The 22,023-nt window shown below is 54.9% G+C and carries 19 protein-coding genes; 10 read left to right on the forward strand and 9 right to left on the reverse strand.

The annotated features are described in order from the left end of the window. Positions 1 to 58: 58 nt before the first annotated feature. Entirely contained in the window at positions 59 to 1,096 is a 1,038-nt protein-coding gene (locus FBR45_RS04625; protein WP_138499747.1) for an SDR family NAD(P)-dependent oxidoreductase, read from the reverse strand. Between the two features lie 150 nt (positions 1,097 to 1,246). Between FBR45_RS04625 and FBR45_RS04630 the strand changes: the two genes are divergently transcribed. After that, complete coding sequence (locus tag FBR45_RS04630) at positions 1,247 to 1,786, forward strand: DUF4136 domain-containing protein (protein ID WP_138499749.1); 540 nt, start codon at positions 1,247 to 1,249, stop codon at positions 1,784 to 1,786. A 66-nt stretch (positions 1,787 to 1,852) separates the two neighbouring features. Here the strand turns inward: FBR45_RS04630 and FBR45_RS04635 are convergent, their stop codons facing one another. From FBR45_RS04635 to pheS, 5 genes are all read right to left on the reverse strand, one after another. Next, on the reverse strand, positions 1,853 to 2,890 hold the full coding sequence (locus FBR45_RS04635; protein WP_138499751.1) for an SDR family NAD(P)-dependent oxidoreductase: 1,038 nt from the start codon (positions 2,888 to 2,890) through the stop codon (positions 1,853 to 1,855). Positions 2,891 to 3,005: 115 nt separating this feature from the next. Then, positions 3,006 to 4,355, reverse strand: coding sequence for a DUF937 domain-containing protein (locus FBR45_RS04640; protein WP_138499754.1), 1,350 nt, complete (start codon positions 4,353 to 4,355; stop codon positions 3,006 to 3,008). Between the two features lie 147 nt (positions 4,356 to 4,502). Continuing rightward, positions 4,503 to 4,691: an exodeoxyribonuclease VII small subunit gene (xseB, locus tag FBR45_RS04645; RefSeq protein WP_138499756.1), complete on the reverse strand. Its 189-nt coding sequence runs from the start codon at positions 4,689 to 4,691 to the stop codon at positions 4,503 to 4,505. 60 nt (positions 4,692 to 4,751) lie between these two features. After that, entirely contained in the window at positions 4,752 to 5,954 is a 1,203-nt protein-coding gene (locus FBR45_RS04650; protein ID WP_138499758.1) for an exodeoxyribonuclease VII large subunit, read from the reverse strand. A gap of 77 nt (positions 5,955 to 6,031) precedes the next feature. Continuing rightward, complete coding sequence (gene pheS / locus FBR45_RS04655) at positions 6,032 to 7,087, reverse strand: phenylalanine--tRNA ligase subunit alpha (RefSeq protein WP_138499760.1); 1,056 nt, start codon at positions 7,085 to 7,087, stop codon at positions 6,032 to 6,034. 365 nt (positions 7,088 to 7,452) lie between these two features. Here pheS and FBR45_RS04660 point away from each other — a divergent pair, with 365 nt between their 5' ends. Next, complete coding sequence (locus FBR45_RS04660; RefSeq protein WP_077919187.1) at positions 7,453 to 7,884, forward strand: LytR/AlgR family response regulator transcription factor; 432 nt, start codon at positions 7,453 to 7,455, stop codon at positions 7,882 to 7,884. Positions 7,885 to 8,137: 253 nt separating this feature from the next. Beyond that, positions 8,138 to 8,557: a LytR/AlgR family response regulator transcription factor gene (locus tag FBR45_RS04665; protein ID WP_138499762.1), complete on the forward strand. Its 420-nt coding sequence runs from the start codon at positions 8,138 to 8,140 to the stop codon at positions 8,555 to 8,557. 79 nt (positions 8,558 to 8,636) lie between these two features. Here FBR45_RS04665 and FBR45_RS04670 read toward each other — a convergent pair whose 3' ends face one another. Continuing rightward, positions 8,637 to 9,311: a porin family protein gene (locus FBR45_RS04670; RefSeq protein ID WP_138499764.1), complete on the reverse strand. Its 675-nt coding sequence runs from the start codon at positions 9,309 to 9,311 to the stop codon at positions 8,637 to 8,639. Between the two features lie 220 nt (positions 9,312 to 9,531). Between FBR45_RS04670 and radA the strand changes: the two genes are divergently transcribed. Together radA and FBR45_RS04680 are read left to right on the forward strand one after the other, a co-directional pair. Then, positions 9,532 to 10,917, forward strand: a complete 1,386-nt coding sequence (gene radA / locus FBR45_RS04675; protein ID WP_138499766.1) for a DNA repair protein RadA — start codon at positions 9,532 to 9,534, stop codon at positions 10,915 to 10,917. Between the two features lie 74 nt (positions 10,918 to 10,991). Beyond that, the gene (locus FBR45_RS04680) at positions 10,992 to 11,720 is read left to right on the forward strand and encodes an NRDE family protein (protein WP_138499768.1); all 729 of its coding nucleotides are present in this window, start codon (positions 10,992 to 10,994) and stop codon (positions 11,718 to 11,720) included. Here the strand turns inward: FBR45_RS04680 and FBR45_RS04685 are convergent. Then, positions 11,708 to 12,202 carry a DinB family protein gene (locus FBR45_RS04685; RefSeq protein ID WP_171044834.1) on the reverse strand — a complete coding sequence of 165 codons (495 nt, stop codon included), beginning with the start codon at positions 12,200 to 12,202 and terminating at the stop codon, positions 11,708 to 11,710. The two genes, FBR45_RS04680 and FBR45_RS04685, sit on opposite strands and share 13 nt — an antisense overlap. A gap of 118 nt (positions 12,203 to 12,320) precedes the next feature. On the opposite strand from FBR45_RS04685, the gene FBR45_RS04690 reads away from it, so the two are divergent. Continuing rightward, positions 12,321 to 13,196 (forward strand): alpha/beta fold hydrolase, encoded by an 876-nt coding sequence (locus FBR45_RS04690; RefSeq protein ID WP_138499772.1) that lies wholly within the window; start codon positions 12,321 to 12,323, stop codon positions 13,194 to 13,196. 69 nt (positions 13,197 to 13,265) lie between these two features. Here the strand turns inward: FBR45_RS04690 and FBR45_RS04695 are convergent, their stop codons facing one another. Next, on the reverse strand, positions 13,266 to 14,156 hold the full coding sequence (locus FBR45_RS04695; RefSeq protein WP_138499774.1) for an AraC family transcriptional regulator: 891 nt from the start codon (positions 14,154 to 14,156) through the stop codon (positions 13,266 to 13,268). Between the two features lie 135 nt (positions 14,157 to 14,291). On the opposite strand from FBR45_RS04695, the gene FBR45_RS04700 reads away from it, so the two are divergent. From FBR45_RS04700 to FBR45_RS04715, 4 genes are all read left to right on the forward strand, one after another. Further along, the gene (locus FBR45_RS04700) at positions 14,292 to 15,161 is read left to right on the forward strand and encodes a sugar phosphate isomerase/epimerase family protein (RefSeq protein ID WP_138499776.1); all 870 of its coding nucleotides are present in this window, start codon (positions 14,292 to 14,294) and stop codon (positions 15,159 to 15,161) included. A 62-nt stretch (positions 15,162 to 15,223) separates the two neighbouring features. Then, a complete protein-coding gene (locus FBR45_RS04705; protein ID WP_077919178.1) occupies positions 15,224 to 16,333 on the forward strand; it encodes a Gfo/Idh/MocA family protein in 1,110 nt (369 codons plus the stop codon). Positions 16,334 to 16,441: 108 nt separating this feature from the next. Then, positions 16,442 to 20,260 (forward strand): PVC-type heme-binding CxxCH protein, encoded by a 3,819-nt coding sequence (locus FBR45_RS04710; RefSeq protein ID WP_138499778.1) that lies wholly within the window; start codon positions 16,442 to 16,444, stop codon positions 20,258 to 20,260. Between the two features lie 91 nt (positions 20,261 to 20,351). Further along, entirely contained in the window at positions 20,352 to 21,875 is a 1,524-nt protein-coding gene (locus FBR45_RS04715; protein ID WP_246082103.1) for an arginine deiminase family protein, read from the forward strand. Positions 21,876 to 22,023 lie beyond the last annotated feature (148 nt).

Here is a 22,023-nt window from a genome sequence, read left to right on the forward strand (position 1 = left end):
TTGCTTACAGCGGGCGTTAACCTCTCCGTTCAGTTATGTGTTCCAATTATACTGGCTATCAGGCCAGCGTCGACTCGACTTTAGCTTTGCCGTTGTGATAGGTTCCGACAACCGAGTCGATGATCGACGAGATTGTACCCGAGGCCGAGTCTCCCAGCGACTGGGCCTGTTGCCGGTAGCGAGCCTTGTCGATCGGGTTGGCGTTGGTATAAGCACGTACGAGCGCGTAGCCCGCCACAGCCGCCAACGCAATGCCGATCCCGACGGTCCAGGCTGGCGTTTTCTGGTCCTGACCCGACTCATGCTTGGGCGAGAGTAATTTGCGCATCAAAGACGCCAGCGCTTCCTGGGGCGATACGTAGGACATGAGCTCCTGCGCTTTGTTACCCAGCCCGCCGGGGACTACTTTAGCTTCGCCTTTCATCAGCGCCTTGTAGCCGTCTTTGGCTACCATAGCCGGATCATCCATCATGTCTTCAACGACGAGTTTGGGTGCACCCGCTTCGCGGAAGAAATTGGTGGCCGTGGCGTTGGGCATCAGCGCCGTCATGGTTACGTTGGTGCCTTTGAGTTCGTTATTGAGCGACTGGGTCAGGCTCCAGACATACGCTTTGGTAGCTGCATAAACCGACATCAGCGGGAAAGGCGTTACCGATACCATCGACGCCAGCTGCAGAATACGGCCTTCGTTGCGGGCTACCATGTCGCGCAGGAACAGCTTGGTCAGCAGTGTGGTGGTCAGCACGTTCAGATGGATAAGTTCTTTCTCGCGCGCCCATTCCGTTTCGGTGGCAAACTTCCCATAGGTGCTCGCCCCCGCGTCGTTGACCAGAATATTAACCGTAATGCCTTTGCTCTGTAGCTCGTCGTACAGCTCCTGCGCTACATCTTCCCGCGCCAGATCTTTATTGATGACGGTAATCTGCTGGGTTCCGTAGTTATTGCGGAAGACCTCGGCCAGCCGGTCGAGGGTTTCTTCACGCCGGCCAACCAGCACCAGGTCGAATCCGTCCTGGGCAAAAAGTTTGGCAAGTTCCTGACCAATGCCACTAGAGGCACCGGTGATAAGGGCTGTTTTTCCTGTTCCTTCTTTCATAACGTTGTGAGTAAGTAACAAATAATACTCTCTAGAGAACCGGCGCTGGTCGAAGTTGTTTGAACACGCTGGCTGAGGCAACGTACCGGCAAGGCCCATCTACGCACAAATAGCCATGGCGATTTGTTATACAGAAAACTAACCAACGCCATGAAATTACCCCATCTTTTCCTGCTGCTTATCGGGCTGCTATCGGCTTGCTCTCCGTTTCGGGTTGTGCGTAACGAGTCGGATCGATCGGCGACCTGGGCGGCTTACCGGACCTATGCTTTTGTTGATACGGCTCGTATCGATCCAACCCCCCGCGATTCATACCAGGCAGCCATGGAACAGGTCAAACAGGCTGTGGCCATCGAGTTGAAGAACCGGGGCTATGAACCAACCAAAGACAATCCGGACCTGCTGGTCAATCTGGGTGCCGTGGTGAAGGAGCGCACGCAAACCCGCCAGACCACGATTCGGGAGGCCCCGCTGTATATTGGTCAGCGCCGGTATAGCTGGCGAAGTCAGGAAGTACCAACGGGAACGTATCAGGAGGGAACCGTAAATTTACACATCGTCGACGCCCAGCGTAACGCCTTGCTGTGGGATGTAGCCGTCTCAAGCGTACTCAATCGACGAACACTCGACCCTGATCAGATCAGGAACGCCGTCGGCAACGTGTTCGAACGGTTTCCGGGGAAAAAGTGAATGGTAGATGATGAATGAGGAGTGACCGCGCCAGTTCTCATTCATCATCTACCATTCCTCTTCATTTTATACCGCTTCCTGCTCGGCGCTGGCTTTGGTTTTGTAGTAGGACCCGGCCACCGAGTCGATTACGGAGGCCAGTGCGTTTTTAGCCGACCGGCCCGCTTTGCTGGCTTTATACCGATACCGTGCCCGGTCAACAGGACCTGCATTTCGGTAGGTGGCATAGAGTACGATACCCGTTGCCACAAGGGCCGCTACACCGATGCCGAGGGCCAGCGCCGACGACTGCTCTTCCTGCCGGGCATTGCGGTCTTCCATCTGCTTCCGCATGTTGGCGGCAACAGCCTGATCGGGCAGAAAGTGAGCGGCCGCTACCTGTACTTTATTCATGGTACCCGACACAATCTTGTCTTTGCCGGCCATCATTGCTGCGTACCCATCTTTGGCCACTACAGCCGGGTCGGTTGAGCGGGCCTGATCCTGCGCTTTTGTGTTCATCGCGCCCGCCTTGTTGAAGAAATCGGTATCCGTCGCGCCCGGCATCAGCACCGTGATCGAGACATCAGTATCTTTTACTTCGTTACGAAGCGCTTCGGAAAATGAATAGATAAACGACTTGGTGGCTCCGTAAACGGCCATCATCGGGTTAGGCATCACAGAGGCTACTGACCCCAGCATAAGAACCTTTCCTTCATTCCGCTTCACCATATCTTTCAGAAACAGCTTGGTCAGATGGACCAGCGATGTCAGGTTGACCTGAATGACATTCAGCTCTTTCTGGAGATCGGTTTCGGTCGCAAACTTGCCATACTCGCCAAAACCGGCGTTATTCACCAGGGCGTTTACGGTGATATGCTGCCGGGTTACCTCATCGTAGATTTCCTGCGGGGCCTGTGGGTCCGACAGGTCTTTCTCAATAACCGTAATGGTTGATGTGCCAAACTGGTGCCTGTACTTGTCGGCCAGATCCTGAAGTTTATCTTCGCTCCGGGCTACGAGAACGAGATTGTACCCGTCTTTGGCAAATAGCGTTGCCAGTTCGCGGCCAATACCGCTCGATGCGCCGGTAATAAGAGCTGTCTTTCCTGCTTCAGTTGTCATAGGAGTTGAGTGTGTTAAGTTGATCGCTTACCATTCAACCTGACTGGCGGGAAGTTGTTTGGACAGGATGAGGAAGAGCGGCATCAGCCTCCCCATGGCCATCCCCTGCTTTCGTTTACTTAACGACCACTTTAACGTCGATTTTTTTCAGCGTCGGTTTGGGTATACCGGATGTGTCTCGTTTGCTGACGCCGGTGCCGCGTCCGATCGCGTCGATCCTGACAAAATCGATACCCGACGACATTAGCTGCTGCTTGATCTGGTTGACCCGCTTGAACGACAGGCTCTTGTTGGTAAGTGCTCCGCTGGCATCATTGGCGTAACCGATCAGCTGAATCTGCAGCGAAGGATAGGTTTTCAGCAGCGTGGCTAGCTCTCCGACGGTTGCCTGCCCCGACGTCATGGACAACGAACCGGGCGAGAACGACACCTCCGTGAGCGGGAAGATCCGGCCTTTGGGTAGGGCTGCGTTGCCCAGGTAAGGCGTCATTTGCTGGGTCAGATTACTGGCTGGCGTGGTAGGCGCCCCCCCAACCGCCACACCGGTTGCGGTAGTTGCAGCGGTTGCTGATGTAGAGCGCGGTGCCGGCTCGGCCGGTACGGCCAGCGACCGGGTTACGGTATCGGCCTGGATGGTATCACTCGTGACCGGGCCCGCGTCGGTAACCGTCTGCTGATCACCGGCGTAATTCTGGGTATTTTGGTAGATGTAGTATCCTCCGCCCAGCACGGCCAGAACCAGTAGCCCACCTACAGCCAGTTTTGCTAAGGAACTGTTGTTACCGGCGTCTTCTTCGGCGGGTTCGTAACTGATGGGCGGGCGCGTAGCCGTAGCGGTCTGGCGGGATGGCGAAGCCACTGAGCGGGTCGGTGCTTCGGTCGCAGAACGGCGGGCCGGCGCTGCCAGGCCTGAAACGATCTGCTGTAGCCCCACCTTCTCAACCAGCCGGGGCATAAATTCATCCGGTACGGTGTTGATGAGGGCCTCGCGTTCGGCAAAAAGCAGCGAGGCCAGCCCATCGGCGTCCAGCTTCCGGTCTTTAACCTGCTTCCCCAGCCCGTGTAATACGATCGTGGTCGTGAGACCCAGTAGCGAGATAGCCGATGAGTTGCGGATGCCCGCGTAGCTCGAGATCATGCTGCCGATCGAGCTTTTCATGGCAGGCAGCAAATGACTGATTACATCATTACCCTGCGTAATGAGCGTATTGGTGTGCGCCGGATCGCGTAGTGACTGATCGAGGTTTTCGATCAGACTTCCGTCATAGCGCCCTTTTTGTATATGGCTGAATAACTGATTGACTCCAATTTCGGTAGTTGTCCGCTTCATCAGACCACCAATAATGGTGTATACCAGACCGTCAACGGCTTTATTGATTTTATCAGCCGGTTCGTCTACGTACAGCGCAATACGCGATACGACGTCCGGGTTGAATACAGTATCGAATGTGTTGAACAAATTCATAAGTAGGAAAACTCGATCGGGCAAAACAAGGGTGTCGTTCTCTTCACAGTCAAAATCGGCACATTACCCCTTTTATGACCCCCCTCCGGGATAAAATTAGGCAAGGTTTACTAAAGGACACGCAAGCCCGGTTGATAAATTCCCGATTTATCGCTTCGGCAGGCGTTCAATTGATTCCTGATAGTCAGTTTCAACGAGACGCAGGCGATCCTGGCAAAATGTAATCAACTCGCCAGCCTGCCGGATTTTGGCCGGCAGTTCGTCGAGCGCAATCTCTTCGTTCTCGATCTCTTCGACCAGCACTGTCAGTTTTTCGTAAGCTTCCTGATAGGTCATGTTGTGTTTTGTTGTCTATACGTCAATCCTGGCCACGCACTTTTTTACGTTGCCTATGTATCAGCTCATTACGGTGATGGTGCCGTCGTGCAACTGGACTTGAAGCGTTTCGCTCTGACGGACCTCGGCCGCCTTTGTAACGATCCGGCCCTGGCGCAACAGCAGGGCATATCCCCGCCGGAGCACGTTGGCAGGGTCAAGGTGCCGAATCGTGACTGCCTTCTCGGTTAGTTCAGTATGGCGGTCGCGGAGGTAGTTGTACGAAACAAACCGCAGCCGGTCGGTTTGCATATCAAGCTCTTCGCGGGCGTTCTGGAGTACATCCCGGGCAACAACGCCCATTCGGTCGAGGAGCCGAAGGCAACTTTCTTCGAACTGTCGGTTGTGTTCAATCAGGAAGCCTGCGGCCTTAGTCGGTGTTTTCACGCTCTGGTGACACATCATGTCCGTAATACTGACGTTGCGCTCGTGCCCGATACCGGCCAGAATCGGAATGTTGAACCCGGCAACAGTCAATCCCATCAGCAGGGTGTCGAACGAGCCGAAGTCGAGCTGCGAGCCACCACCCCGCACCAGAACAACGGCATCGTAGGGCCTACCGCTCAGCCGTATCTTTTCCAGTTGCTGGCAAATAGCCTGTTCGGCCCCTTTACCCTGCACCTGAGTCAGGTACTCGTCTACCGAGAACGTATAGCCATAGGGGTTAGCCGCCAGTTCGTGGCGAAAGTCGCGCCACCCATCGGAGCCCGGTGCGGCAATCAGGGCCAGTCGCTGCAACACGGCCGGTCGGGGCAGCAGCTGGTTAGCGGTGATGTATTGCCCCGCGTCGAGCCAGACCAGATCGGGGTAATCCCGAACCAGTGTGTCCAGCACTTCCTGCCGCTCGCGTTCCAGATTGCCCAGCGTGTAGGAAGGATCGATCTTCAGGATTTCGAGTCGCAGGCCGTAAACCGGGCTGAATCCGACCGATACCAGGAGCAATAGTTTTACATTTCGCGCAAAAGCGACGCCGGTTGCGATTTCAAAGTCGCGAATAGTATGGTAGTTCCGGCGCCAGATGCAGGCATCCAGCTTGGCCAGCGTTTCGTGCCGACCGGAGGGGCCGTCTTCCCGCTCGACCAGCGTCAGGAAGCAGTACCCCCGGTCGGGATAATTCTTGATATCGCTCGTTTCGGCCACAACCCATATCGGCTTCTGTCCGAAGGCGTTGTCCAGAACAGTTTCAAGGGTGAACGCAAGATCGGATAAGCGAATAGGTGACATAATAGCGTGAATGAGCGACTGAACGACTGGGTGAAGGCCGACTGGAGCGGCTACTCACTTACTCATTCACCCAATGATCAAAGTCCTTCAAACTGGCGCAGAAACCTGACGTCGTTTTCGGTGTAAAGCCGCAGATCGTTGACAACGTACTTGAGCTGGGTGATCCGCTCGATGCCCATACCGAACGCAAATCCGGTATACTCTTCGGGATCGATGCCGCAGTTGGCGATGACCTGCGGGTCAACCATGCCCGATCCTGCAATTTCGACCCAGCCCGAATGTTTGCAGATGTTACAGCCTTTACCGCCACAGATCTGACAGGAGATGTCGATCTCGGCACTAGGCTCGGTAAATGGAAAGTAAGACGGCCGGAACCGGATCTGCGTACCTGGCTCAAACATCTCTTTCACAAAGTGATACAGCGTATCTTTTAGATCTTTGAAGCCTACATTCCGGTCAATGTAAATGCCCTCTACCTGGTGGAACATGCAGTGGGCGCGGGCCGAAATGGTCTCGTTCCGATACACCCGGCCTGGCATAATGGAGCGAATTGGACGGAACGGGGCTGGGCTGCCGTTGGCGCGCTGACGCTCCATCAGCCGGATCTGTACGTTCGACGTATGCGTCCGCAACAGCATATCGGATTGCTGACCGTCTTTTTCGACGAAGAACGTATCCTGCATATCGCGGGCCGGATGGTTATCCGGAAAGTTGAGGGCGCCGAAGTTATACCAGTCCGACTCGATTTCGGGGCCGTCGGCCACGTTAAAACCAATCCGTTCGAAGATCTGGATAATGCGCTGACGAACCAGGCTTAACGGGTGTTGCGTACCGTTCAGGTTGGGTACAGTCGGCAAAGTCAGATCGATGGGGGCGCCATCGGTACTGGCTGGCTGATCGTTAATCTGCCTGGTAAACTCGTCGAAACGCTCCTGCGCCCGGTTCTTAAGCCCGTTGAGGGCCTGACCAACGGCGCGCCGGTCGTCGGGAGATACCTGTTTGAGTCCGTCAAACAGCTCTGTAACAACCCCTTTCCGGCTGATAAATCGCAGCCGAAACTGCTCCAGTTGTTCTTTCGATGCTACTTTGTACTGATCTATTTCCCCGTAAATCTCCTTAACTCGGTCCAGCATACTACACTACCTGTCATTGTATAGGGCAAAGGTACGGAAAAACAGAATGAGTGCCGATTCGAGAACCGTATATGCCAGGTAGGCGTGGTCTTTATTACCCAAAACCGTGGAAAATGCTGACAACATGTGACCATGCGTTGCTTTATATATGGTCATTGAGTAAGCGGTAAAATACTACTGATTCATAACAGTTTATAAAGAAGATGTCTACGTTAAATAAAACAGCAGGAAGGTAGGTCTGATTGTTGCACAAGATGAAGTGTATTACGCACAGTAACTCCCTAGGTAGATCACGATTACTAGCCCTCTAAGTAACTGAACATCAACCTTAAACTATCAATCATTATTCTTCACTCAAAACGACTATGAAAGCATTCGCTAACGACTCGATTTTCGATCCAATGTCCATTCCCTTCCACAAAAGTGTGGAGAAAATTGCCGATTCTTCGTGCATGCAGAAGCTGTTGATCCCATTTTACGATCGTAAGCGAACAATTTCTGTCGATGAAATTGTGCGGCTCGAAGGGTCAGGAAATTACACAAACTTCTTTCTGAAAGATGGTACCAAAATGCTGGTCTCCCGGACCCTGAAAGAATATGAAACATTGCTCGACGGCCAGGCGTTTGTCCGGGTTCACAAATCGTGTATCGTTAACCTGGGCTTTGTTCGTAAGTTCTTTGTCAAGAAAGAAGGCGAGCTGGAGTTGATTGATGGCCAGCAGGTGAAAATTTCCCGTCGCCGGGCGCAGATGTTTATGGATCGTATCCGTGATTTTCAGCCAGTTGCAGTGAGCTAGACGCGCTCTTCCGTAGAAATTACCATATGTGCTCCGTAGGACGCTACAAAGGGCTATACGTATTTCTACGTAATCAGGTGGGTACTACCACTTAAATGTAGCTAAAGAAATATTTATAACGGTCTGGCAGACAGTTGATTAGGTTCTAATCTAATCGACTGTCTGCCAGACCGTTTTTTCATGGGGTTGCCTTCGGGTGGTAATTTTGAGTCATCAGACACGGATTCAAATACGGACTTAATAACCCCCAGGCATGGAAGCGAACCTCTTTTCTACTGTACAGCCCTCATTAACTGCTCCTCAATTTCCTGCTTCGTATCAGCGAGGTACTCACCGGATTGCTTTACCTTATCTGAACCGCACCATATTTATTGCGGTCGATGATATCCTCTGTCTGCAGGGTGAAGGCAATTATACCTTCCTCCATACCCGCGACCGGAAACGGTATCTGGTGTCGAAAACCCTGAAAGAATTTGAAAAAACGCTCGATAGCACGCTGTTCCTGCGGATTCACAAATCATATATCGTGAATCTGGCTTACGTACAGCACAGTGTGTTCACCAAAGAGCGGCAGGTCAGACTGGCCGACGGTCGGGAAGTAGCCATATCGCGCCGTCGGATGAAAGATATTACGCTGCAACTGGCTCAGTACCGCCAGCGGATGCATAATTAATAGGAACGGTAAACAACAACATAGAACAGGGGCGGATACATTGCGTATCCGCCCCTGTTCTGTATAATGGATAATCGGCTTAAAACAGTTTATACGCCAGCGTTACCTGCCACGATTTGAACCGCTGGTTGAACTTGCCCGATGCGTCGTTGATCTCCGCCACGTCAGACAGGTTGCCTTCATACCGGACGTCGATACCGAGCGACCCGAGGTCGAGGCCGCCCCCAACCTGGTAGCCGTAATACGCTTTTGACCAGGCATCGTTCAGTGTACCGCTCGTATATTGCTGAATAGCCTCGCCCAGCCGCTGATTATCATCGATACGCAACGATACCACCGGGCCAGCCACTACCCGGAGCGGACCACCTTTGATACCGATCAGCACCGGAATATCGAAACTCGTTGTTTTGATGGTAACCGTTTCCGACTGCCCGTTGCGGATAACATCAAACTGGCCCGATCGGGTTGAGTAAAGGACTTCGGGCTGTAAAAACAGGTTCTTACCGAAGCGGGTGTAAATACCGAACGAGGTACCTGTGCGACTTTTGTAGCTGTCACTGATGCTGTTCCGGAATGTCTGGCCATCGACATTGACCGAAGGAGACCCGTTGGAATTCGTGGTGGTTTTTACAAAGGGGCCGAATGAAAGTTTGGAGAGGTTGACCCCGCCTTTAACTCCGATCTGGAAGCCTCCCTGCGCAAACGTGAGCGCTGGCAGGAGTGTCAATGTAGCGATTAGCAGTTTCTTTTTCATGGTTGTCTGATTGTACTAGATGGTTAAACGTTTAGTCGGAACCGGCGGTGTGCCGGATCAACTTATTTCGAGGAAACGGCGTTTATATACTGAATAAGGGCAATGCGTAAAAACTAATCTGAGCCGGTTTCGGGGCTTGGACTGGCCAGCATCCGTTTGGTTTAAACGACCTGGTAATAACTCTAGCATTGAACATCCGCCGTTATTCCAGATTCCTGAAATGGCTAAACTGAAAACCACTTATTTCTGTCAGAATTGCGGCCAGCAGTCGGCCAAATGGATGGGTCGCTGTCCTACCTGTGGTGAATGGAATACGATAGTAGAAGAGGTAGTCGCTAAAGACGAACCCGAGAAAGGAGGCTGGCGCAGTCCGTCGGCCGGGCCCGGCAATGTACGCGTGGCTGCCAAACCCAAAGCCCTTCACGCGATTAATTATGAGGAGCAGCCTCGCATCCCGACTATCGACGGGGAACTGAACCGGGTACTGGGGGGCGGTATCGTTCCTGGCTCGCTGGTGCTGATAGGGGGCGAGCCCGGTATCGGTAAATCGACGCTGTTGCTCCAGATCGCGCTGAGTCTGTCGGGTATGCGGGTGCTGTATGTGTCGGGCGAAGAAAGCGAGCAGCAGATCAAGATGCGGGCCGAACGCCTGGATGCACCCGTCAGCGACTGCCATGTCATGACCGAGACGTCTACCCAGAATATATTTCGGGTAGTGGAGCATTTCGAGCCGGAAGTGCTGATCATCGATTCGATCCAGACCATGCAGTCGTCGCTGGTCGAGTCGGGGGCGGGGAGTGTCTCGCAGGTTCGCGAGTGTACGACCGAGTTTATGAAGTACGCCAAAGAGTCAGGGGTGCCCGTATTTATGATCGGTCACATTACCAAAGAAGGTTCGCTGGCGGGCCCCAAAGTGCTGGAACATATGGTCGATACGGTACTGACGTTCGAGGGCGACCGGCATACGACTTACCGGATTCTGCGAACGACCAAAAACCGGTTCGGCAGTACCGATGAGCTGGGTATTTATGAAATGCTCGGTTCGGGGCTGCGGCAGGTGACTAACCCCTCTGAGATTTTGATTTCACAACGCGACGATGCGCTGAGTGGCGTGACCATCGGGTCGATGCTGGAAGGCAACCGCCCGCTGATGATCGAGTCGCAGGCGCTGGTGAGCGTGGCCACCTATGGCACTCCGCAGCGCAGCAGCACCGGCTTCGATGCGAAGCGGCTAAATATGCTCCTGGCGGTACTGGAAAAGCGGGGCGGCTTCCGGCTGGGACAGCAGGACGTCTTTCTGAACATAGCCGGGGGGCTGCGGGTCGAAGATCCGGCCATCGACCTGGCCGTTTGTGCGGCTGTCGTGTCGAGCTACGAAGACATTGCCATCGCGCCCTCTATTGCGTTTGCAGCTGAGGTTGGGCTAGGGGGCGAGGTTCGGGCCGTAAGCCGGATCGAATCGCGCATTGCCGAAGCCGAAAAGCTGGGGTTCAAGGAGATCTATATATCCAAATATAACCTCAAAGGACTCGATACCAAAAATATGGGAATCCGCATCCGGCCCGTATCCCGGCTCGATGAGGTCTTTCAGGGAGTATTGTTGTAGGTTTCTTTGTTTATCTGATCACATCAACAGCAGGACAGGTCCATCATAGAAGCTTATCCTGCCTCCGATAACGCATGTGCGTCGTAACTTATTTGCCCCTGCCAGAAGGTGGTTTTGTGCTGACATCTAACCGCGACGAACTCAGCAGCCGACCGGTTGCACTGGCTTCCCAGGCGTATACGCTGGCCGACGGGCTAGTTTGTTTTCCCAAAGATCCGCCCGGAGGAGGAACCTGGCTGGCTACCTCCGGCATAGCAACCGTTTGCCTGCTCAACGGTGCCTTCGAGCCTCATCGTCATCAGCCACCCTACCGAAAAAGCCGCGGCCTGGTCGTGCTCGATTACTTTAGCTACCCCAGCCCGGCGTTGTTTACCGACCGGTACGACTTCAGCGGTATCGAGCCTTTTACGCTGGTTATCGTCAGCCACGGGTCAGGCACGCCGGCGCTGCATGAACTGCGCTGGAACGGGAAGCAGGTTTATCTCCGCAACATGCCGCCCAAGGTGGCCCACATCTGGTCGTCGGTGACGCTGTACACGCTGCCTATGGCCGAGCTTCGTAAAACCTGGCTGGCTCAGTTTCTTTACAAACAGCCGCAGTATACGCCTGCCGATGTGTTTGCGTTTCACCAAACGGCGGGTGACGGCGACCCGGCCCATGATTTTGTCATGCATCGCCCGGCCGACGGTCTTCAGACGGTGAGCATCACACAGGTGTACCACAGAGCGGCTGATCAACAAATGCGGTATCTCGATCTGAGCGGGCAGGCCTCGGTGCAGGTGCCGGTTGGCTATAGTGTATAAAGGCCCATCGGCTGTCCGCTGGTGCGGAGGGCACCCCCCAGTTTGAGGATAGTGAAAAAATGGTGGGCTTCGTGGAGCAGAAAAAATTCAGTCCAGCCTTCCAGGGTCATCGGGCCATAGGCCGGGTGAAGACCCGTGCGCGTCAGGTGTTCCTCGTGTAGAATACTAAGAAAGGCGTTGAGGGCTGCCCGTTCGCCCCGAAATCGCTCAAGAAGTGCGTCGAATGGGAGCGCGGTCCAGGGTAAAAAGCCGGGATCGGTATCGGCAGCATAGCGCTCGAACCGGGGTTCGTCCTGGGTAGTGATCCGCTGCATTCGTTCCAGAAAAACTTCCTGATACCGACCCAGATGCGCCAGGTTTTCGGCAATGGACCAGGTAGTGGGCTGGGGCCGCTGGTGAAGCTGCTCATCGGTAAGACCGGACAGCAAATGATCAAGGGCGTCGGGCTGGGCCGACAGTCGGGACAGGAGGGACGGTTTCATTACCTGAAAATAAAATACGCGCAAAAGAGGGCAAAGAAAGAATCTGCCACAAACCATTATACGTAACTAGGGTTAATTCATGGATTATATTACTCAACACGTTAATTGAACCTTAGTTATGAGCTACATTAAAGCGGGTACTGACGCCCAGGGCAATGATGTAAAATTATTCTACACCGATCAGGGTACAGGAAGCCCGGTTGTGCTGATTCACGGCTGGCCCCTGAGCCACGAAATGTGGGATTACCAGCTGGCCGAACTGCCTAAGCACAACCTGCGGGTTATCGCCTACGACCGGCGTGGCTTCGGTAAGTCGAGCCAGACCTGGACCGGCTACGATTACGATACCCTGGCGGCTGACCTCAAAGCCGTACTGGACGAACTGGATCTTCAGCATGTTACGCTGGTTGGCTTCTCGATGGGCGGTGGTGAAGTGGCCCGCTACATGGCCAATTACGGCGGTGCCCGGGTGGCCCGGGTCGCTTTCGTCAGTGCGGTAACACCTTATCTGCTCAAAACCGACGATAATCCCGATGGTGTAGATCAGGACGTATTCGATACGATGGTCGAAAATATCGACAAAGACCGGGCCGATTTCCTGCAAACTTTTGGCAAGCAGTTTTACGGGGTTAATCTGATCAGCCACCCGGTTAGTCAGGCGCACCTCGACGGCGATTTCGCCCGGGCCTATGTAGCGTCGCACAAAGCAACGGTTGATTGCGTACGGTCATTCTCCGAAACCGATTTCCGGAACGACCTGACCCAGATTACGGTGCCTACGCTGATCATTCATGGCGACTCCGACAAAACGGTACCCATCGAGTCGTCGGGCGAACTGACCTCGAACGCCCTGCCGAACGCGACCTATATTGTATACGACGGAGCACCCCACGGTCTGTTTGTAACCGAGAAGGATCGGCTCAACCAGGATCTGCTGACTTTTGTGCAGGAAGGCGTAACCACCCGCGAACCCCTGAGTACGACAACGTATTAATCCGTAGTTGACATACAGTCCGACCCCGGACCGGCTGCCCGCTTCTGAAAAGAGGTGGGCAGTTTTCGTTTAGCCCAGCTGCCGGTACGTTCTGACGTAACCCGAGGGGGTCTGGCCGGTTATCTGCCGAAACTGGCGGTTGAAGTTGGAGAGGGTTCTGAATCCACTTTCAAAACTGATCTGAGCTACACTTAAATCGCCTTTTACCAGTAACTTGCAGGCGTGGCCGATGCGAACTTCGGCCACAAAATCAAGGAAGGTTTTGTTGGCGTGCGACTTGAAATAGCGGCAAAAGGCGGGGGCTGTCATGCCGGCCAGGTCGGCAATGGCAGCGAGGTGTATTTCGTCGGAGAAATGGTCCATAACGTAGTCGTGAACGATTTGCATGCGTCGGTAGCCAGACCCATCTATTTCGTACGGTTTCACGGTATTGGTGTAGCCCGTGCTGGTCAGAAGCCGGTAGTTGGTGGCGTGGGCCAGCTCGTTTAGCAGGGTGAGCAGGCTTAGCACCCGATCGAAGCTGACGGGCTGCTGGGTCAGGTTTCGGAGCGCGGCCTCGGTGCGGTCGCGGGTGTCGCCGATCCATTCGAGCCCCCGTCGCGAAAGTTCGAACAGCTGCCGCAGAGCCGCCATTTCAGGCTTGTTGATGAAATCAGCGCCCAGGAAGCCTTCTGAGAAATACACAACGATTCCCTTTGTCAGCAAGCCACTGGACCGGTCAAAAAAGGCCTGATCACTACGCCAGAGATGTGGCAGGTTTGGACCCAGAAAGACCAGATCGCCCGGCCCAAACGGCCGGATCGAGTCGCCGATGAAGCGCGTGCCGGTGCCTTCTTCGACCATGAACAGCTGGTAGTGCGGATGAAAGTGCCAGTTAGGATCGAAGTGCGGTTCAACCAGTTCCTTGACCAGGAATGAGGCCGAAACGGGTTCGAGGTCTTTTCGTAAGGGCTGTTTCATAAGACTGGCTTGTTATTTACTCGAATATGGGATAAAAGGTCGAAAATTAGTGAAAAAATAGTCAGTTTTCGGCAATATAAGCCGCGTATCCCACTAGTATACTCAATACATTTGTTAACTTTTTATAGATCGAATATGAATAAGTATGGAATGAATCTATTCGTCTGGACGATGACGATGGAGGAAGATCTGTCCGACACCTTCTCGTTTCTGAAAGCAAGCGGTTTTGATTTCGTTGAGATTCCCATCAATAACGCTGATGACACGGCCCGCTGGAAACGCATCGGGCAGCAGTGTGCCAGTCTGGGGCTGGGCGTTCAGACCTGCACCATCTGCGGTCCCGAATACAGTCTGATCAGTCCGGATGCTGCTGTTCGGCGGGCTGGTATTGATTTTCTGAAGCGGGTTGTCGACTGTTCAGCCGCGGCTGGCTCGAAAATTCTGATGGGCCCCACGTTCGCCGGGTTCAAAACGTTTGCCGGCCGGGCGGCTACTGCCCAGGAGTGGGACTGGTCAGTAACGGCCATGCGGGAGGTTGCCGAACATGCACAAACGCAGGATGTTACGCTGGCCATCGAATCATTGAACCGGTTCGAGATCTACCTGCTTACCTGCGCCGACGACGTATTTCGGTACATCGAAGCGGTTAACCACCCCAACTGCCGGGCTGCTTTCGATACGTTCCATGCCAATATTGAGGAGAAGAGCCTCGGCGCGGCTATCCGTACGTTAGCGCCCTATCTGGTTCACGTCCAGATCTCCGAAAACGACCGCTCAACGCCCGGCCAGGGGCATATCAATTTTGACGATGTGTTTGCTGCGCTGGACGAAGTAGGCTACGATGGACCTGTCGCTATCGAAGCGTTTGGCCCGAATCCGCCGGAGCTGGCTGCGGCTACGCACATCTTCCGCCCTATGTTCCCCTCGCCCGAGCAACTGGCCGTTGACGGACTTACTTTTCTAAAAAGCGAACGACATAAAGAACGGAAGAGCCTTACTGTATAGCCACTCGTTCGCCGATACGTCAGCGTTCTGATACACTCATTTGCCTTTTCACCCATTACTTTATGAAACTGAACATTGCCATTGTCGGCCTCGGGTTCGGGGCTGAATTTATCCCGATCTACCAGCGGCATCCCAACACCACGATGTACGCCATCTGCCAGCGTAATGTTGAGAACCTCAACAAAATTGGCGATGCGTTCGGGATCGAAAAGCGATACACCAGCTATGATGAACTGCTGGCTGATCCGGCCGTTGACGCTGTTCACATCAACTCGCCCATTCCGAACCATGCCGAGCAGAGTCTGAAAGCGCTGCGGGCGGGCAAACACGTAGCCTGTACCGTTCCGATGGCCACTACGGTAGAAGAATGTGCCGAGATTGTGAAGGCCTGCCAGGAATCGGGTAAGAAGTACATGATGATGGAGACCGTAGTGTATAGCCGCGAGTTTCTGTATGTCAAAGAACTACACGAAAAAGGGGAGCTGGGCAAAGTACAGTTCCTGAAAGCCAGTCACCAGCAGGATATGGACGGCTGGCCCGACTACTGGCCGGGTCTGCCCCCCATGCATTACGCTACCCACTGCGTTGGGCCGGTAGCCGGTCTGCTGCGGCTCCAGGCCGATTATGTGTCGTGTTTCGGATCGGGGACCATTCGGGAAGAGCTGGCCTCTATCCACAACTCACCCTTTGCGGTTGAGTCGGCGCATATCAAGTTTAAAGACAGTGATCTGTCGGCTTACGTATACCGGTCGCTTTTTGACGTGGCCCGGCAATACCGGGAAAGTTTTGAGGTCTACGGCGATAAGAAGTCGTTTGAGTGGCAACTGATTGAAGATGAGCAGCCGGTGTTGCATACGGCCAAGAAACCGGAACCGGAAATTCCTGAAAAGGTAACCGTTCCCGACTACGCGCATCTGCTGCCGGAACCCATTCAGCGGTTTACGACGAAGGGCGTCTATGATGCCGACGAAACCCAGCACCTGTCGTTTACGCAGGGTGGGGGCCACGGTGGTTCGCATCCGCACATGGTCCATGAGTTTGTGTCGGCCATTGTGGAGGATCGCGACCCGTTCCCCAATGCGGCTCAGTCGGCAAACTGGACAAGCGTTGGTATTCTGGCGCATGAGTCGGCTCTGCGGGGCGGAGAGATCATAAAGCTGCCGGATTTTTAGCGGTTCCGGACCGGGCGGGTACCGTAGTGTCGATGCGCCGGCTTCGGAAAAGAATAGTATGTCCTCTATCGCCGAAGCCGGAACTTCGGCACTACATGAACATCAATGATGTATCGTACCTACTCCCTCATTGGTCTGCTGCTGACGGCGATCGTCCTGACCCAGTGTACCCGCCAGTCGACCACGCAGACAACCGTTCGGTCAGAAGCCGCCAAACCCCGGCGCACCGAAATTCTGTTTCTGGGCGATAACGGTCACCACAAACCCCGCGAGCGCGTAGCGCAGCTCATGGCTGCCCTGGGCAATCGCGGCATCAACATTACCTATACCGATCGGCTGGCCGACCTGAATGCCGATAACCTCAACCAGTACGACGGGCTGCTGATCTTTGCCAACTGGGACAGTCTGCCCAAACCGCAGGAAAAAGCCCTGCTGGATTATGTGTCGGCGGGCCACGGGGTCATTCCGGTTCACTGCGCGTCGTATTGCTTCCGCAACTCGTCCGAATATGTCGACAAAGTGGTTGGCGGGCAGTTCTGGCGGCATCGGATGGATACCATCCAGACGCGATTTACCCAGCCCAACAGTCCCATTACGGCTGGTTTGCCTTCGTTCAAAGCCTACGACGAAACCTACCTGCATACCCATTTGCAGGCCGACAACAACGTGCTGGCCGTTCGCGATATCAAAGCCGACCAGGCTAAAGATAAGCCCGGTGTAGCCGAAGAACCGTATACCTGGACCCGCACGTACGGCAAGGGACGCGTGTTCTACACGGCCTATGGTCACGACGAGCGCACCTGGGGGCAACCCGGTTTTCAGGCGCTGCTGGAACGGGGCATCCTCTGGGCCGTGGGTGATGCGGTTAAGCAGCAGCATGACGCCCTCAGCCCGCAACCCTTTGCCTACGGCGAAGCTCAGCTGCCCAACTACGAAAAACGGCCTGGTCCGCAACTTCGGCAGGAGCCCCTCTCGCCTGAGGAGTCGATGAAACACATTCAGGTGCCGGTTGGCTTCTCGCTGGACCTCTTTGCCCACGAACCGAACGTGATGCACCCCATTGCTCTGGCCTGGGATGAGCGGGGCCGGTTGTTTGCCCTGATCACGAAAGATTATCCCAACGAACGCAAACCCGAAGGAACCGGCTCCGACTACATCGTCATCTGCGAAGATACCAATGGCGATGGCAAGGCCGATAAGTTCACTAACTTCGCCGAAGGGCTGAACATCCCCACCGGTATGACCTTTGCCAACGGCGGCCTGTACGTGGCGCAGGCTCCGCATATGCTGTTTTTGCAGGATACCAACGGCGACGACAAAGCCGATGTGAAGAAGATCGTTTTTACCGGCTTCGGTACGTTCGATACCCACGCGGGGCCAAGCAACCTGCATTACGGATTCGATAACTGGATCTGGGGCAGTGTTGGCTACTCCGGCTTCAAAGGGGTTGTCGGCAACAGCAAAGATTCGCTTCGCTTCTCGCAGGGTTTTTTCCGGTTCAAACCCGACGGTTCAGCGCTCGAATACGTAACCGCCACCTCGAACAACACCTGGGGCATGGCTTTCAACGAAACGGGCGATGTGTTTGGCAGTACAGCCAATAACGCACACGGCTGGTACGCGCCCATTCCGAATCGCTATTTTTCGGGCGGGCCGCATCTGCGCGAGAATGGTAGTCGTGGTACCGACACGCATAAAGACATGAAACCCATCACCGAGCGGGTTCGACAGGTCGACGTGTTTGGCGGGTTTACGGCCGCAGCCGGTCATAATGTCTACACGGCGCGTTCGTTTCCGGCTTCATACTGGAATAAGGTCGCGTTTGTGTGCGAACCAACCGGGCATATCGTTCACCAGAATGTGCTGAAGAAAACCGGTACCGACTATGAAGATGCGGAAGCGGCCGGCGTAGGGTTCAACCTGATGGCTGGGGCCGACGAGTGGTTCTCGCCTGTATTTGCCGAAGTAGGGCCCGATGGTGCCGTATGGGTAGTAGACTGGTACAGCTTCATTATTCAGCATAACCCCACGCCCAAAGGCTTCGAAAATGGAAAGGGAAATGCGTACGAAACGAACCTGCGCGACTTCACCCACGGCCGTATTTACCGCGTAGGCTACAAGGGCGCCAAACCCTATACCGCCATGTCGCTTAGCAAAGACCGGCCCGCCGAACTGATTGCCGCGCTGAAAAACGATAATATGTTCTGGCGCCAGACCGCCCAGCGCCTGCTGATCGAGCGGAACAACAAAGACGTTGTTCCCCAGCTGATCGCGCTGGTCAACGAGTCGTCGGTCGACGAAATCGGGAATAATCCGGCCGCTATTCATGCACTCTGGACCCTGCACGGTCTGGGCGAAATAAACGCTGCTAATCAGCCCGTCATGGCCGCGCTAACGTCGGCGCTGAAGCACGAGTCATCGGGCGTACGCAAAACCGTGGTACAGGTCATGCCCCGCACGGCCGAGTCAGCCACTATGCTGGTGCAGGCCGGAGCGCTCAACGACAAAGAACCGCTGGTGGTGCTGAACAGCCTGCTCGCCCTGTCAGAGATGCCGGGTAGCGCGGCTACGCAGCAGGCTATTCTGGCTCGTCTGGGGTCGGCCCGGGAAGTAACGGACCGCTGGTTGCCCGATGCGTTCGCGCTGGCACTGACAACCAACAAAGGACAGCTGCTGAAAACGTACCTGAAACAGGTGTCGGCAAACGCACCGACCCAGCCCAGTACGGCGCCAGCCGATCAGCACCATAACCATACCGGTGCCAGGCAGGGTGGTGGACCCAGTGCGCCCGAAGAGATGCCCCGGCGGGCCATTGCGCAGTCGAAAAACAACAAGCCTGACCTGGTTATTGCTGCCGTTCGGTCAACGCCCCAGTCGCCCGAGTTGCGGCAGAGCGCCAAGATCGAAGTCGACGTGATGAATGCAGGTGATGTGGCCATACCGGCTGGAACGCCAATTCCGATGTCGGTTCGGATCGAAGGACCGGTTGGGGCCGACGAGCCCGCCCGACTTGATTACGTCAGCGTGTCGCACATAACCGGCATCAAACCCGGTGAGACGGTAACCATCAGCAAAGGCAACAACGGCCCCTGGAACACCGAGTTCTGGGTGAATTTTGAACGGGCCGGCCAGTACAACGTAACAGTCATGCTCGATCGGGAGAACAAAATCGCGGAGGACAACGAGCAAAATAACAACATGGTCCATAAGCTGACCTACCGGGCGCCCCAGGATATGAGTGCCTATGTACTGGAGCGGGCCAGCCGTAGCTACGCATCGGCTCAACCCATCGACTCGGTTGTGGCGCTGCTCAAAACTGCTCAGAAGATTGGTTCGTCCCACGGTCAGGCCATCATCAAAGGCGTAGCCGAAGGCTGGAATCCGCGGCAGAAAGCGCAGGTTACCGACGCCGACAAGTCGTTCCTGGCCAGCCTGAGCAATACCGTCTCGCCCGACATCAAAGAGCGGCTCGGTCGGTTATACGAAGCCTGGGGTGTGGCCTCGGCCGAACCTGTCGACCCGAACGTAGAGATTGTACGGCTCAAAACTGTACGGGAAGAGATGCGGTACGACAAAAAGACGTTCACGGTAACGGCGGGTAAGTCGGTCGAGATCGTGCTCGAAAATCCGGATGCCATGCAGCACAACCTGGTCATCGGCAAGCAGAAGAGCATGGACGCGATCGGTGCCGCTGCCGACAAGATGATTACGGCCAAAGATGGCGCCGAGAAAAACTACGTGCCCTCTATACCGCAGGTCATTGCCGCTACGCCACTGGTTAACCCGGACCAGACGTACCGGCTCAAGTTTACGGCCCCTGCCCAGCCCGGCGATTATCCGTTCGTCTGCACGTTCCCGGGCCACTGGCGACTGATGAACGGGGTGATGAAGGTAGTGGCGGGTAAGCCCGCTACGGCCACCCGGTAACCCAGAGACGAAGACACCGTTCGTTTTCAGCGGTCAAAGCTGTACCTTGCAAACCGGCAGGTCTGTCCTAAAGCAGGCTTGCCGGTTTTGCATGAAAAACGAGAAACAAAACCACGAAAGCGATACGCTGCTGTCAGAACAGCCTGTTGCTGCCGTCACCTCGCCTGCCCAGACCTCGGCTGCTACCATCAACGTTTCGTCAGAAATTGGAACCCTCAAACGGTTGCTCATTCATAGTCCTGACCGTGGACTGGGTAAAGTAGTACCGTCGAAGGCGCAGGACTGGCTCTTCGAGGACATCGTTCATCTGGACATGATGCGCCGGGATGAGTACGATTACTACGTGAAGATTCTGTTATATTTTCTGGACCCCGATAAGGTAAGCGGTCGCATAGCCAGCCTGGGGCCCGACTCGGATCGTAATTTCTTCAAACCCGACCATCCGGCCTACTTCCGCTCCGACAAGGTTATCGATATACAGTGTCTGCTATCCGATATTCTGGCCGACGAGGCCATCCGAACCCGGCTGATCGCGGCTATATGCGGTATCGAACGAACGGCGTTCCGGACCCAGCAGCTGCTCAACCAGTTCGATGCGGTAGAGCTGGCCAAGATTATGATCTCGGGATCGCTGCCCGATCAGACTATGCTGTTCTCGCCCCTGCCCAACTTCATTTTCACGCGCGATATCGGCATTGTTATCAACGACCATATTCTGCTGAACAAGCCTGCCAAGCTGGCCCGTACCCGCGAGGCTTTACTGGCGCAGTATATCTTTTTCAATCACCCCATCTTTGCCAGTTACCAGGATAAAATCATCGAGATTCCGGATAATGAGCATGCTTTCCTGCTGCCCGATGCCGACGTAAACAGCGACGTTACCCGATCTACGCTCGAAGGGGGCGACGTGATGATGATTGCCAAACGACACCTGATGATCGGCGTCAGCGAACGAACCACCCTGTACGCGGCTCAGCAGGTGATGCGGCTGGTGTTCAGCAAGAACCTGGTCGATACGGTAACGATCATCAAGATTCCGAAGAAACGCGATTACATGCACATCGATACTGTATTTACGCAGGTGAAACGCAATGTGTGGGTATTGCTCGGCTCGCTGGCCCGCACCGGCGATGAGGCCAAGAAACGGGATGTGCTGCACTTCTTCTCGCCCAAAGATCTGTCCGAAGAACTGAAAATACTGCAGTTTATCAAAGGGTTGGAACACAAGCCAATCGAAATCGACAACCTCGAAGACCTGCTGGCCGACATCAGTAAGAATGATTTGGGCGCTGCAGAACCGGTACAGTTTATCTATTCGGGGAATAACGAATTTCCGTTCGGAGCCCGGGAGCAGTGGACCGACTCCTGCAACCTGCTGGCGCTGAAGGATGGGGTAGTGGTGGGCTACGACCGCAACCAGAAAACCGCCGAAGCGTTCCGGGAAGCCGGGTTCGACGTTGTTGAAGCGGCCCGACTGCTCGATCGGTTTGAACGGGGCGAGTCGTCGCCGGCAACCATTCAGAATACTTTCATTATGCTGCCTTCGGCCGAGCTGAGCCGGGCGCGCGGGGGTTCCCACTGCATGAGCCTGCCGCTGCTTCGGGAAGAGGTTTAAACCCAGGCGGGCCGTTGCCGGGTCTGAGCGGGTAAATCACCCTCTTGGCTGGCTGTCAACTAAACAGCCGTCAGCCAGTTAGTCAGCCTGTCGGCCGCTTTCAATCGGTAGAATACGATTCGGAAGGCGGCCGACAGACTTTACGAAT

The sequence above is a fragment of the Spirosoma lacussanchae genome, assembly GCF_005870035.1.
Taxonomy (GTDB): Bacteria; Bacteroidota; Bacteroidia; order Cytophagales; family Spirosomataceae; genus Spirosoma; species Spirosoma lacussanchae.